The organism is Kitasatospora sp. NPDC058492, assembly GCF_042720685.1.
Classification (GTDB): domain Bacteria; phylum Actinomycetota; class Actinomycetes; order Streptomycetales; family Streptomycetaceae; genus Kitasatospora.
The window spans coordinates 360989-373763 of record NZ_JBHXMU010000001.1; the positions used below are offsets into that span (position 1 = coordinate 360989).

A 12775-nucleotide genomic window follows, 5' to 3' on the forward strand; every position below is an offset into this window, starting at 1 on the left:
CGATCGTGCCCTTCGGCGGACGGCTCGGCGGACGGTTCGGTTCGGCAGACGGCTCGGCGGCCCGGTCAGCCGGCCTCGTCGTTCCGGAGCGAGCGCCACTCGCGCGGCGGGACCCCGTACGCGGCGCGGAAGGCCCGGCTGAAGTGCGCCGGGTTGACGAAGCCCCAGCGTTGGGCGACAGCTGACACGGTCGGGGCCGTACGACCGCGGCGGCCCAGCTCGCGGGCACAGGCTTCCAGGCGGCGCTGCTGGACGAGGCGGCTCACCGTCACTCCCTCGTTCTCGAAGAGCCGGTGCAGGTACCGCACGGAGATGTGGTGGGCCCGCGCGATCCGCTCGGGTGTCAGCTCCGGATCGCCCAGCCGGTGGTCGATGTACTCCCGCACCCGCCGGACCAGGTGCCCGTCGGGGCCGTCCGGCTCGTCCGTGGCCCGGTCGGCCACCAGGTGGGCGACGAGCGCGCTCACCAGGTCGGCGACGCGTCCGGCCAGCAGGTCTCCGACCGGTGCGGGGAGCGACCGGGCGGACGCGGCCAAGGCGCCGAGGAAGGGCGCCAGCACCGGCCCGCAGCCGTCCGCGGGGCCGACGGCGGTGCCCGCCGCGTGCCGCAGGTCGCGCTCCGCCGCACCGAGCAGGCGGCTCGGCAGGTGGACCAGATGGGTGCGGAAGCGCTCCGGGAAATCGACGGCGTAGGGCCGCTCGGTGTCGTACAGCACGAGCCCGCCCGGCAGCGCCTCCGCCCGGCGCCCGTCCTGCTCCAGCACGGCCCGGCCCGACACCTGCACCCCGACCCCGACCTGCGGCTCGGTGCGCGGGGCCCGGGCGATCAGGTCGGCCGTACGGGAGAGGCGGGCGGCGTCCGCCTCCAGGGTGGAGATCCGTACGTAGCCGAGCCGGTGCGACTCCAGGAGTCCGTCGAACGGCCGCCCGGTGAGCGGGTGCACCTCCACCGGCACCAGCGTCCGCGACACCATCGCGCTCCAGAACGCCGCCTTCTCCTCGTCCGCGACCGACGCGGTCGTCACCCGCACGCCCATCTGACCGCCCTTCCGTCGAAGCCCTGCGCGGTACAGCGTGGACCGCGCGCACGACGTGCCGTTAGGTCATCTGACTGCCGTGCCCGGGAAGGGCGGTTCGAGGAGACGTTCCGGCAGGTCAGCCGCCGTCGAGGGCGTGGGCGAGCGCGGCCCGGGTGGTGATGCCGAGCTTCGGGAAGATCCGGTAGAGGTGGGCCCCGACGGTGCGGGGCGACAGTTGGAGCTGCCGGCCGATCTCCTTGTTGGTCAGCCCGGTCGCGGCCAGCCGGGCGATGCGCAGCTCGTGACCGCTGAGGCCGGCCGGCTCCGCGACCGGTCCGCCCGGCGGCAGCGCCACCGAGTCGCCGGCCGCCCGGAGTTCCGCCTCGCACTGCCGGGCCCAGGGGGTGGCTTCGAGGCGACGGAACACATGGTGGGCCGCGCGCAGCGCCTCCCGGGCCCCGGGCCGGTGGCGCCGGCGCAGCCACGAGCCATGGGCGAGCCGCAGCCGGGCGAGGTCGAACGCCCACCGCTCGGCGCCGGGTACGGCGTACGCGGCGCGGTAGGCGTCGTCGGCCTCGTCGTCGTCGGTGGCGGCGGCCGGGGCGGTGGCTGCCAGGGCGGTGGCGGCCGCGAAGAGGAAGGCGTGGCGGCCGGAGATCTCCGCCGAGCGCGCCGCGGCTCCGGCCGCGAGGTGGTCCCGGGCCTCCTCGTGGCGGCCGGTGTGCACGGCGGCCGTCACCAGGTCGAGGACCAGCGCGTGGCGCCACGGCGACCCGTTGGGCAGCCGGCCGGGCGGGGTGAGCTCGCAGAAGTGCGCGTACGCCTCCTCGTCGCGTCCGTGGGCGAGCGCCGCCAGGCCGCGCAGGTGGGTCAGGCGGTCCAGGACGTACCGCATCCGCCCCCGGGTGGCGGCCGGGCGGACGGCCTGCTCGATCTCCCGCAGGCCGTCCTCGTCACCCCGGCCGGCCAGGAAGTGGGCGTAGTACTGGCGGAACATCAGGGCGTTGGTGTGATAGCCGAGTTCGTCCGCGATCTCGGCCTCGCGCAGGCAGGCGGCCGCCCGGTCCCAGTGCCCGAGCAGGAAGTCCTGGTGGCACTTGGCCTTCGCCACCGAGCCCTGGGTGGCGTAGCCGTGGAAGCCGGTGAAGCGCCGCCACAGGTCGCCCTCGGGGCAGTCGAGCGCGGAGGCGGTCCACAGCAGGAGCCAGGCCGCACCGGCCTCCTGCTCCTCGGTCATGGCCCCGGCCACCGTCCGCAACGCTTCGGCGACCTCCGGGCCGGGGGCGGTCCAGGCCCGCAGGCACAACCGCCCCACCTCGGAGACGTTCTCCCGGTGCCGTTCCAGGGCGTGCCACACCCACGGGTCGTCGGTGTAGCTGGCGGCCAGCAGCAGCTTGAAGTACACCTGGTCGACCAGCCCGCCGAAGGTGTCGGCGCCCGGGGCGGTGAGCGCGTCGAGGGCCGCGGGCAGCAGGGCGGCGGAGGACTCGAAGTCGACGTGGTGGCTCTGGTCGGCGTAGACCACCGCGTACGCGAACAGCGGGGCTACGTCCTGCGGCACCGTACTGGACTTCAACTCCTCCACCAGGTCCACGGAGTGGCGCAGTTGCCCGCCGCGCGCCGCCATCACCGCGGCCCAGGTGAGCCGGCGGGTCTGGTCGCAGGAGCCGGGGCTGAGGGCGGCGGCGCGTTCGAGCAGCAGCGCGCCCTCCGCGTCGCCCCCTCGACGCGCGAGGTCGCGCCCCGCCTCCTGCAGCCGCTGCGCGAGTGCCTCGTCGGGCAACAGCGCGGCCGACGCCTCGTGGGCCAGCCGCCTGGGGTCATCCGGCGCGAGGGCGGCGGACAGGGCCCGGTGCGCTTCCCGGCGGGCACTGTCGGAGGCGGTGGAGACGACGGCGGTACGGACCAGGGGGTGCCGGAACACGAGCTGTCCGGCCCGGTCGAGCCGGACCAGCCCGTCCGCCTCGATCCGTTCCAGGATCTCCCGCGCGTTCTCGTCCGCGACGGCGCGCAGCCACGCCCCGGTGGCGGACTCCGTACCGGTGGCCAGGGCGCCCAGCAGCAGCAGGCGGCCGACCTCGGGCGTCACGGCGCCCAGGCGGTCGGCGAACATCCGCTCCAACTTCCGTCCCAGTGGCAGCCGTTCGGGCAGCGGGGCGGCCCCCAGCTGCTGGGCGGCCGCCAGTTGGCGCGGCAGCTCCACCAGTGCCAGCGGGTTCCCGGCCGCCTCCGTGAGGACCCGGTCCCGGGCGGGCGCGGCGAGGTCGGGGTAGCGGGCGCCCAGCAGTAGCGCCGCGTCCGCCCGGGGCAGGGCCCGCACGTCGACGGTCTCGGCCGACCACGTCCGGGCGGCCGGTCCGCCCGGTCGGGTGGCGGCGACGATCACCACCGGCAGCTCGGCGCAGCGGCGGTTCAGGAAGGCGAACACGCTCGCGCTGGAGGAGTCGATCCAGTGCAGGTCGTCCAGGAGCAGCAGCACCGGGGCGGTCCGCACCGCCTCCTCCAGCAGGGCCAGCGCGGCGGCGCCGACGGCGAACCCGCTCGGGGTGCCGGCCCGGACGCCGAGCGCGCTCTCCAGGGCCTCCCGCTGGTGCGCGGACAGGGCGTCGGTGTGCTGGAGCAGCGAGCGGAAGGCCTGGTGGAGGGCGCCGAACGCGAGATCCGTCTCCGCCTCCGTACCGAGCGCCCGCAGGACGGTGAACCCCCGCTCCCGCGCCGCCCGTTCCACCCAGGCCAGCAGTGTGCTCCTGCCGACCCCGGCCTCACCGCGCAGCAGGACCGTGGAACCGCTCGCACCGTCCACGGCCTGGACCAGCGCCGCGGTCAGCAACTCCGTCTCCCGTTGCCGCCCGACCAGCCCCGGCACCCGCCCGTCCTCCGCCACCCTTGCCCCCTCGGGTCCGCCCGGGTCACTCCACGGGCAGCCAAGGCTACCGTCCGTCAACGTCTCCGGGCACGCCGTCGGACGCTCCCCGGGTCGCCGTGGGCCACTCAACGTGATCGGGCACGTCCGCCGTGGCACGTCGTTCGACTTCTTCGGTTCGTCCGCGTTTTGGCTCCGGGCCGCAGGGCACGCGCCGTTCAGGGAGGTCCGGAGCTACAAGCGGAGGACCCAAATGTCAACAGGGACCCTCATCGCAGTCCTCGTCATCGTCTTCGCCCTTCTGGTCGTGGCCGCGCTGGTGGCGACGTTCGCCATCCGCCGCCGCCATCTGCAGGAACGGTTCGGCCCGGAGTACGACCGGACCGCCGAGGCGAAGGACGGCCGTTTCGCCGCCGACCGGGAGCTGCGCAAGCGCGAGTCGCGCCACGACTCGCTGAACATCAAACCGCTGTCACCAGGTGCCCGTGACCGCTACGCCAAGGACTGGGCACGGGTGCAGGAACAGTTCGTCGACCGGCCCGACGACACGGTGCACGAGGCGGACCGGCTCGTCACCACGCTCATGAGCGAGCGCGGATACCCGACCGAGGGGTACGAGCAGCAGCTCAAGGACCTCTCCGTCGAACACGGGAGCGTGCTGACGCACTTCCGGTCCGCCCACGAGGTCAACGACCGCAGCAGCCGCCACCAGGCGACCACGGAAGAACTGCGGGGCGCCATGGTGCACTACCGCACCCTGTTCGAGGAACTGCTCCACAACGGCGACCGTCCGCAGGGCAGCCGTGCGTGAGCCCCGGACCGGCGAGTTGAGCCGACGGGGCGAGACCGGCGACGGCCGCCGACCGGAACTGCCGAAAGGGAAGTGAAGAGATGCACAGCCGAGCAACATCCGAACCGGTCGAGGGCGGCCTGTCCACGGAGGACCTGGCCGGCGCCCGACAGGACACCGACGAACAGAACGACACCTCCGGGGCGGATTCGCCACCGGCGTTCCCCGGGGAAGCCACCACCGAACAGCGGAGCGGCGAGCAGGAGTTCACGCTCGAAGACCGCGGCCGCGAGCAGAACTACGGGCAGGAACACGGGCAGGACCGCGAGCAGGAGCACGAGCAGGAGCGCGGACAGGAAGAGGACCAGGAAAGGGGCTACACCCAGGCAGCCGAGCCGTCCGAGCGCACCGAGGGCTCGGAATCCGCCGAGAACGAACCCCTGCTGGGCGGGCAGCAGGAGGAGTTCCGCTCCCGGTGGCAGAAGATCCAGGGCGAATTCGTCGACGACCCGCGCAACGCCGTGTCCGCGGCCGACAACTTGGTCGCCGAGGCGATGCAGGCACTCGCCACCACCTTCTCCGCGCACAAGCAGGACCTCGAGGGCCAGTGGCACCGCGGCGACGAGGTGCCGACGGAAGAACTGCGCGTCGCGCTCCAGCGCTACCGCTCGTTCTTCAACCGCCTGCTCAACACCTGAAGCAACGGGGCCGAAGCCGCGCCCCCCGACCTGCGACGATCGAGTTCCCTCCGGTCCTCGCCCAGAAAACCGAACAGGATTCTTCGGGCCTCCTGCGAACCTCAGGAGGCCTGCTGCTGGACCGGACCGGGCGACAGCAGCCGCGACACGAGGGTGCGGGTCCATTCGGCGGTCAGCGGCAGGTCGGTGAAGACGGCACGGTAGTAGAGGGGCGCGAGTACGGCGTCCGCGGTGTGTTCGAGGGTCGGGGGCTGTTCGCCCCGGGCCCGTTCCCGCCCGAGGACGGCTTCGAGCCCTTGCTCGCGCTCTCCTGCGCGCCAGCTCTTATGACAACAGCATTGACGTGTAGGGACGCCACCGGTTTCATGTCTCGCACCCCTCCCCCACACGAGCAAGGCGGTGATCCGTTGACACCGACGGTGAAGGCCACGGGCGACGCTCCGAGACCGGACACGAGCAGCCCCCACGTCACCATGCACAAGTCCATCGGCCTGCTGGACGGGGCGACGATCGCCGCCTCCAGTACGGCGGCCACCAGCAGCATCGGCATCGGCCTGGGCCTGATGGCCGGAGTCGTCGGCCTGCACCTGCCCGCGATCATGCTGTTGGCCTTCCTGCCCGTGCTCGCCATCGCGGGCGGGTACGGGCGACTGAACGCCGTTGAGCCGGACGCCGGCAGCAGCTACCGCTGGGTGGGCCGAATACTCAACCCCTGGTTGGGCTTCCTCACCGGCTGGGTGAACACCGTCGGCACCGTGGTCTTCATGGCCTACACCACCACGGTCACCGGGTCCTCCATCATCCAGCTCCTCGACCTGGCCCACGTGCGCAGCGTCGCGGGCCTCCGCCTCGACGCCGACTCGACCGTCCAGTGCACCCTGCTCGGCCTGGTGGTCCTGGCCGGCGCGGCGCTGGTGGCGGTGCGCGGCCTGGACCTGGCCGCCCGGCTGCAGAAGGCGCTGCTGGTGTTCGAGTACGCGGTGCTGCTCGGCTTCTGCGGGTACGGACTGTTCGCCGGCGACCAACCGTTCTCACTGCAGTGGTTCAACCCGTTCGACATCCCGTCCTTCGACGCGCTCGCCCAGGGCATGGTGCTGGCGGTGTTCTGCTACTGGGGCTTCGAGTCGGTGTTCAGCGTCGGCGAGGAGGTGCGCAGCCCCCGGGACGCCTCGCGGGGCGGCATGCTCGCCCTGGTGGTGATGCTGCTGCTCTTCCTGCTCGCCGGTACGGCCTTCCAACGGGTGCTGCCACTCGACGAATTGGCCGACAACGGCGCACACGGGCTCGCCTACTTCGGCACGACGCTCGCCCACCAGCCGTTGGCCGCCCTGCCGTTGATCGCGCTCATGTTCTCCGCGGTGGCCTCCCTGCAATCGTCCGTGATCCCGACGGCGCGCGGAATGTACGCGATGGGGCGCGACGGCGTGCTCGGCCCGGTCTGGACCCGGCTGCACCCGAAGCACGCGACGCCCGCCGTCGGCACGCTCCTGATCACCGGCATCGCGATGGCCCTCGCGCTGGCCTCGATCGTCATCCCCACCGTCAACGACCTGATCTCCGCCTCCGTCAACGCGATCGGCATCATCGTCGCGCTGTACTACGCGCTGACGGCCGTCGCGGCGGCCGTCCGGTTCCGGCACCTGCTGCGCAGCAACCCGCTGGAGGGGCTGCGCGCGGTGGTCGGCCCGCTGCTGGGCGCGGCGACCCTGCTCGCCGTCGGCGGCTATCTCGCCTGGTCGTTCTACGACTCCGCCGACCACTTCGAACTAGCCGCCGACAACGGGTGGTTCGAGCTGACCGTGACGGTGATGATGATCGTCACCGGACTACCGGCGGCCGCCTGGGCCCGCTGGCGGCGGCGCTCGCCCTACTTCCTGCCCGACACCGACTGACGATCCACAGAAGCCACGAGAGAACGGAGCACCCCCCATGCCCGAGGCCGATCTGGTCTTCACCCGCGGCCCGGTCCACACCGGTGACGCAGCCCGCACCCGGGCGACCAGCCTGGCCGTGACCGGCGAGCGGATCACCGCCGTCGGCCACGACGAGGTCCGGGAGCTGATCGGGCCGGGGACGGAGGTCGTGGACCTCACCGGCAAGCTGCTGCTGCCCGGATTCCAGGACGCGCACATCCACGCGGTCTTCGGCGGCACCGAGTTGGCGGTCTGCGACCTCACCGGCACGGTCGGCGTCGCCGACTACCTGGAGCGGATCCGCGCGTACGCCGACGCCAATCCCGGCCAGGCGTGGATCACCGGCAGCGGCTGGTCGATGGAGAGCTTCGAGGGCGGGCTGCCGACCCGGCAACTGCTGGACTCCGTCGTCCCGGACCGCCCGGTGTACCTGACCAACCGCGACCACCACGGCGCCTGGGCCAACACCCGGGCGCTGGAGCTCGCCGGCCTCACCCGGGACACCCCCGATCCGGCGGACGGCCGGATCGAGCGCGAGCCGGACGGCACTCCGGGCGGCACGCTCCAGGAGGGCGCCACCGGCCTGGTCGCCCGGCTGATCCCGCCCTCCACCGCCGCCGACCGGCTGGACGGGCTGCTGCGCGCCCAACGGCTGCTGCACTCGCTCGGCATCACCGGCTGGCAGGACGCGCTGCTCGGCGAGTTCAACGGCCAGCCGGATCCGTCCGACGCCTACCTGGCCGCCGCGCGCTCCGGCGCGCTGACCGCCCGGGTGACCGGCGCGCTCTGGTGGGACCGCGACCGAGGGGCCGAGCAGATCCCCGAACTGGTCGAGCGGCGTGCAGGGTTGAGCCAGGGGCGGTTCCGGGCCGGCTCGGTGAAGATCATGCAGGACGGCATCGCCGAGAACTTCACCGCTGCCATGACCAGCCCCTACCTGGACGGCTGCGGCTGCGCCACCGCCAACTCCGGCCTCAGCTTCGTCGACCCGGCCGCCCTGCGCGGGTACGTCACCGAGCTGGATGCGCTCGGCTTCCAGGTGCACTTCCACGCCCTCGGCGACCGGGCCGTCCGCGAGGCGCTGGACGCGGTCGAGGCCGCCCGCGCCGCCAACGGGCGACGCGGCACCCGCCATCACCTCGCCCACCTCCAGGTGGTTCACCCGGATGACCTCGACCGTTTCGCCCGGCTCGGCGCGATCGCCAACATCCAGCCGCTCTGGGCCGCGCACGAGCCTCAGATGGACGAGTTGACGATCCCGTTCCTCGGCCCGGAGCGCGCCGCCTGGCAGTACCCCTTCGGCGCCCTCCAGCGCGCGGGCGCCACCCTGGCGGCGGGCAGCGACTGGCCGGTGAGCAGCCCGGACCCGCTCGCCGGCGTTCACGTGGCCGTCAACCGGAGGGAGCCGGGGGCCGCCGACGGCCGGGTCTTCCTCCCCGAGCAGCGCCTCGACCTGGCCTCCGCCCTCGCGGCGTACACGGCCGGAACCGCGCACGTCAACGGCCATGACGACGCCGGCACCCTCACGGCGGGCCACCTCGCCGACCTCGTCGTCCTGGACCGCGACCTCTTCACCGCCCCCGCCGAGGAGATCGCCGACGCCCGCGTCCTGCGCACCTACGTCGGCGGCCGGCTCGTCCACGCGGCGGACTGACCCACCCGGGGGGGGAGTCGGCGCCCCGGCGTCTCAGGGCACTACCGGGATCCCCCGCACGAAGTGGTGAAACGTACCCAGGAACGCGTAGGCGCCAGGGCTGCGTCGGCACCGTGACGGTCGCCGACGCAGCCGGGAGCGATCGGCCCGGTTCCGAGGGCCGATTCGGATCCGGCAGCGCTCGGCCCGTCGCCCGCGCTCGGCCCGTCGCCCGCGCTCAGCCCGTCGCCGGGAGACGGGCCTCGGCGGCGTCGAGGAGGAGGTCGAGGGCGTAGGGATAACCGCTGCGGCGCATGTCGCTGGTGAGGAGGCGGGCGGTGGCGGCGATGTGCGGGTGCGTGGTGGCGTCGAGCCGGGCGTAGGAGGCCTGCCAGACCTCCAGGTCGGCGGCCTGGGCCGCGGCGGGCAGGGCGAGGGCGGCGGCGTCGAGCGCGGCGAAGCCGAGGCTCTGGTCGACGAACGCGTGGTAGATCCGGACGGCCTCGCGGTCGGGGAAGCCCGCCCCGCGCAGGACGCCGAGGATGGCCTCGACGGCGGCGATCTCGTAGGTTCGGCCGGTGGTGCGGTGGGCGGCGAGCAGCGCGGCCTGGGGGTGGGCCTGGTAGGCGGCGTGGATTCGCAGGCCGATGGCGCGCAGGTCGGCGCGCCAGTCACCAGTGGCCTGCCAACCGTACTGGGCGCGGCCGATGAGCTCGTCGGCGACGGCGAGCAGCAGGTCGTCGGTGCTGCGGAAGTAGCGGTAGACGGCGCTGGGATCGGCGCCGAGCGCGGTACCGAGCCGCCGTACGGTGAGCGCGTCGGCGCCGTGCTGCTCGATGAGCCGCAACGCGGTGTCGACGATCAGTTCCCTGGACAGGATGACGCCTTGCTTGGTGGGCCGCCGACGCTGCCGCCGGGGCTCGGGGACTACCCGTTCGCTCATACCGGCAGCGTAGGTCAACAAGCTTGACGTAAGCCAGGGAAGGCTCGCATTTCCGCCGTGCCCGAGGAGGTCCTGTGCACCCTCCCGGCCCTGGCCGCCGGAGAAGAGCGCCAGATCGCGATCCCGCTGAAAGCCGCGGCCCAGGGCCCCACCGGCTTGCTCTACGACGCCGACGGCGCCGGGTCGAGGACGTCCTCGACCCGGCGACGCGGGCTGGCCGCACCGGACGGACCGTAGCCGAGGCGCAGCACGAGCTGGACGTGCCCGGGTCCCTCGTGCGGGTCGCGCAGGCGCCAGCGGGTGTCGGGGATCTCGACGGCCTGGTGCAGGACGGAGGCACGCAGGCCGCGGACGGTGGCCAGCAGCCACACCCGTTCCATGGCCTGTCCGGTGCGCAGCCAGTCTGCCCGGCTGTCGAGGTGGGTGGTGAGGGTGGCCAGTTGCGGCAGCGCCTCGAAACGTTCGGCCGGGGTGCTGTGGTGCGGCGGGTGACCGGCGAAGCCGCGCATCGGGACGCGGGCGTCGCGGTCGTGCGAGCCGAGGGCGGCGAGCGGGATGCCGTCGTAGGAGGGCTCCAGCCGTAGCCAGCGGTGGGTCTCGGCCTCGCGGGTGACGTCGGCGGCGATCCGGGCCTCGGCCTCGGAGGTGAGGGCGAGCACGCGGCGCACCCCGTCCTCCTCCAGCACGGTGAGCGTGACGCCTTCGTCCCGGCCCGCCGAGATGAGCTCGGCGACCAGTGCCTCGGGGACGTCCCGGTTGGTGAACGGCTGCCGGCTGGAGTGGCGCCCGGCGATGGCCGGGTAGAGGTCGGCGCCGAAGGGCAGCGGTGTGCGGGCCGGCGCGGACAGGTCGAGCACGGCACACGGCTGCGCGCCTTCGCCGGACGGCAGCAGCCGGACGGCGGCCTCGCGGCCGAGGTGCGCGGCGGCCACCCGCAGGTTGAACAGGGCGGCGCCGATCGAGATGTGCAGCGCCCTGCCGGCCGGGTCGGCGGCCGGAACGGCCCGGCTCAGGTCGGCGCGGACCTCCAGGCCGAGCAGGTCGGGCGTGGGACGGAAGCGCCAGGGCTGGCTGTTGTGCAGCGAGGGCGCCAGGCCTCCGGCTTCGGCCAACAGGTGCAGATCGGCAGTGGTGAGGGCGGTTTCGGTGGTCATGGTTGATCACTCCCTGTTCTCGGCGGGGAGCTCCGGTGGTTCAAGCATCCGCCGATCCGGTGGTGCCGAGCGAGGGTCCTAAGGCCCCGGCCCCACGGCCGAGCGGCACCGGTGCCCGCCGACGCGTCCGGCTTCGCCGGGCAGGCCCGCGCCGCCCCCGCGGACACGGCCCGCCGGAGGGCCGAACAGCCCTGCCGCCTCGCACTCGGCGACGGTCTGCGACCTGCTGCGCGACGTCGTCGAACGGCTCGTCGACCTGATGATCCCGGTCTCCCGCAGCGCCCTCCGGGAGACCTCCACCTGATCCCCGTCGACCCGGCCGACTCCCCGACCACGGAAGTACCGCAACTCGCATCCACCGACCGAACAGGTTCTTCGGGCCTCCTGCGAACCTCAGGAGGCCTGCTGCTGGACCGGACCGGGCGACAGCAGGCGCGACACGAGGGTGCGGGTCCATTCGGCGGTCAGCGGCAGGTCGGTGAAGACGGCGCGGTAGTAGAGGGGCGCGAGGACGGCGTCCGCGGTGTGTTCGAGGGTCGGGGGCTGATCGCCCCGGGCCCGTTCCCGCCCGAGGACGGCTTCGAGCCCTTGCTCGCGCTCTCCGCGGCACGCCGCGGCACCTTGTTCTCCGCCCGTGCCGATGGTGGCGCGCACCAGGGCGAGGGTGTCCGGGTCGCCGAGGTCCTTGGCGAGGTCGAACGCGTAGCGCTCCAGGTCCCCGCGCAGGCTCCCGGTGTCCGGCACCACGATGTCCCCGGTGAAGCGGCTGGTCGCGACGTCGGCGAGCAGTTCGCCGACGGAGCCCCACCGGCGGTAGACCGTGGTGGCGTGCACGCCCGCGCGGGCGGCCACCACCGGGATCGTCAGCACGTCGGGAGAGCCTTCGGCCACCACTTCCTGGACGGCCCGGTGGACAGCCGCTCGGACTTTCGCGGAGCGGCCGCCGGGCCGGCTGCCGTTGCCGTTGCCGGACGGAGGGGGCGTCGTAGCGGCCATGCGGCCAGTATCGCATCGATCACTGCTTTTTAAGTTTTCCCCGGGCGAGCCTCTGACCTGCGGAAACGTCGACCATTGGGGCTCTGACCTGCGAGAATACATCTCTGAGGCTCTCGCAACTTCTCTGCGCTTCTCGGCCTCATGTGTGCCGATTCCGTGCCGCGAAGCGATCTGCCGGCCTTCTGGTCACTGCCGACTGCCTGTGCCGCTCGACCCCTCGGAGGCCCACCAGCATCTCAGGCCCACGACTCCCTCGCGAGCACCGGGCAGAGCTGACCCCTGCTGCACACCCCCAGGTGTCCGCAGCCCCTCATCCACGGCCATGGTCACGGAACGTGACCAAAGGAGCTGGCCATACACTTCGACACCATCACCGCCGGACGGTTCGACGAACTGCTCTGTGACTCGAACATCCCCGTCGCCCACCAGGCCCCCCTGGGCATTGCTTGCCGCAGCGGGCCCTCGCGACAGTCGGCGAGCCCATGGAAATCACGCGCAGTAAATACGCCGCGGTGCTCGCTCTGCTCCAGCACCTCGATGCGGTCAACGCGCCGGAGAGCGAGGCGGCCCGGTCGCCACTGATCGACTCCACAGGCGCTGAGGAACTAGCCTGCGCGTTTCAGCTGAGGCTGGACCGGATCGGGGGCGGAAACACGAAAGTGCCTTCTGACCTGCAATGCCGGTGAGTTAGGGCGTTTCCGCAGGTAGGGGCGGGTGCCAGGCCACTTTGAGGGTGTACTGAACGTGACCGGGAGTGCGTGGCCGG

General features: G+C 73.0%; 11 protein-coding genes. 5 read left to right on the plus strand and 6 right to left on the minus strand.

Going from position 1 to position 12775, the window contains the following annotated elements:
* Nucleotides 1-65 precede the first annotated feature (65 nt).
* The gene (locus ACFWPI_RS01525) at nucleotides 66-1025 is read right to left on the minus strand and encodes a helix-turn-helix domain-containing protein (protein WP_380376213.1); all 960 of its coding nucleotides are present in this window, start codon (nucleotides 1023-1025) and stop codon (nucleotides 66-68) included.
* Between the two features lie 130 nt (nucleotides 1026-1155).
* On the minus strand, nucleotides 1156-3903 hold the full coding sequence (locus ACFWPI_RS01530) for a BREX system ATP-binding domain-containing protein (RefSeq protein ID WP_380376212.1): 2748 nt from the start codon (nucleotides 3901-3903) through the stop codon (nucleotides 1156-1158).
* Between the two features lie 232 nt (nucleotides 3904-4135).
* On the opposite strand from ACFWPI_RS01530, the gene ACFWPI_RS01535 reads away from it, so the two are divergent.
* Together ACFWPI_RS01535 and ACFWPI_RS01540 are read left to right on the plus strand one after the other, a co-directional pair.
* Nucleotides 4136-4693, plus strand: a complete 558-nt coding sequence (locus ACFWPI_RS01535; protein ID WP_380376210.1) for a hypothetical protein — start codon at nucleotides 4136-4138, stop codon at nucleotides 4691-4693.
* An 80-nt stretch (nucleotides 4694-4773) separates the two neighbouring features.
* Entirely contained in the window at nucleotides 4774-5370 is a 597-nt protein-coding gene (locus ACFWPI_RS01540; RefSeq protein ID WP_380376208.1) for a hypothetical protein, read from the plus strand.
* A 101-nt stretch (nucleotides 5371-5471) separates the two neighbouring features.
* Here the strand turns inward: ACFWPI_RS01540 and ACFWPI_RS01545 are convergent, their stop codons facing one another.
* Nucleotides 5472-5957, minus strand: coding sequence for a TetR-like C-terminal domain-containing protein (locus tag ACFWPI_RS01545; protein WP_380334845.1), 486 nt, complete (start codon nucleotides 5955-5957; stop codon nucleotides 5472-5474).
* Here ACFWPI_RS01545 and ACFWPI_RS01550 point away from each other — a divergent pair.
* Nucleotides 5844-7262: an APC family permease gene (locus tag ACFWPI_RS01550; protein ID WP_380376205.1), complete on the plus strand. Its 1419-nt coding sequence runs from the start codon at nucleotides 5844-5846 to the stop codon at nucleotides 7260-7262. The genes ACFWPI_RS01545 and ACFWPI_RS01550 overlap by 114 nt on opposite strands.
* 37 nt (nucleotides 7263-7299) lie before the next feature.
* A complete protein-coding gene (locus ACFWPI_RS01555; protein WP_380376203.1) occupies nucleotides 7300-8937 on the plus strand; it encodes an amidohydrolase in 1638 nt (545 codons plus the stop codon).
* A 217-nt stretch (nucleotides 8938-9154) separates the two neighbouring features.
* Here the strand turns inward: ACFWPI_RS01555 and ACFWPI_RS01560 are convergent, their stop codons facing one another.
* The 3 genes from ACFWPI_RS01560 to ACFWPI_RS01570 form a co-directional block, all read right to left on the minus strand.
* Nucleotides 9155-9859, minus strand: a complete 705-nt coding sequence (locus ACFWPI_RS01560) for a TetR/AcrR family transcriptional regulator (RefSeq protein WP_063352140.1) — start codon at nucleotides 9857-9859, stop codon at nucleotides 9155-9157.
* Between the two features lie 161 nt (nucleotides 9860-10020).
* Nucleotides 10021-11013 (minus strand): Acg family FMN-binding oxidoreductase, encoded by a 993-nt coding sequence (locus ACFWPI_RS01565; protein ID WP_380376200.1) that lies wholly within the window; start codon nucleotides 11011-11013, stop codon nucleotides 10021-10023.
* Nucleotides 11014-11406: 393 nt separating this feature from the next.
* Nucleotides 11407-12009 carry a TetR-like C-terminal domain-containing protein gene (locus tag ACFWPI_RS01570; protein ID WP_380376197.1) on the minus strand — a complete coding sequence of 201 codons (603 nt, stop codon included), beginning with the start codon at nucleotides 12007-12009 and terminating at the stop codon, nucleotides 11407-11409.
* A 482-nt stretch (nucleotides 12010-12491) separates the two neighbouring features.
* Between ACFWPI_RS01570 and ACFWPI_RS01575 the strand changes: the two genes are divergently transcribed.
* Nucleotides 12492-12695, plus strand: coding sequence for a hypothetical protein (locus ACFWPI_RS01575; protein ID WP_380376195.1), 204 nt, complete (start codon nucleotides 12492-12494; stop codon nucleotides 12693-12695).
* Nucleotides 12696-12775 lie beyond the last annotated feature (80 nt).

Coding starts and splice junctions, on each gene's coding strand:
- ACFWPI_RS01535 (WP_380376210.1), top strand. CDS start 4,136: ATGTCAACAGGGACCCTCATCGCAGTCCTCGTCATCGTCTTCGCCCTT.
- ACFWPI_RS01540 (WP_380376208.1), top strand. CDS start 4,774: ATGCACAGCCGAGCAACATCCGAACCGGTCGAGGGCGGCCTGTCCACG.
- ACFWPI_RS01550 (WP_380376205.1), top strand. CDS start 5,844: ATGCACAAGTCCATCGGCCTGCTGGACGGGGCGACGATCGCCGCCTCC.
- ACFWPI_RS01555 (WP_380376203.1), top strand. CDS start 7,300: ATGCCCGAGGCCGATCTGGTCTTCACCCGCGGCCCGGTCCACACCGGT.
- ACFWPI_RS01560 (WP_063352140.1), bottom strand. CDS start 9,859: ATGAGCGAACGGGTAGTCCCCGAGCCCCGGCGGCAGCGTCGGCGGCCC.
- ACFWPI_RS01565 (WP_380376200.1), bottom strand. CDS start 11,013: ATGACCACCGAAACCGCCCTCACCACTGCCGATCTGCACCTGTTGGCC.
- ACFWPI_RS01570 (WP_380376197.1), bottom strand. CDS start 12,009: ATGGCCGCTACGACGCCCCCTCCGTCCGGCAACGGCAACGGCAGCCGG.
- ACFWPI_RS01575 (WP_380376195.1), top strand. CDS start 12,492: ATGGAAATCACGCGCAGTAAATACGCCGCGGTGCTCGCTCTGCTCCAG.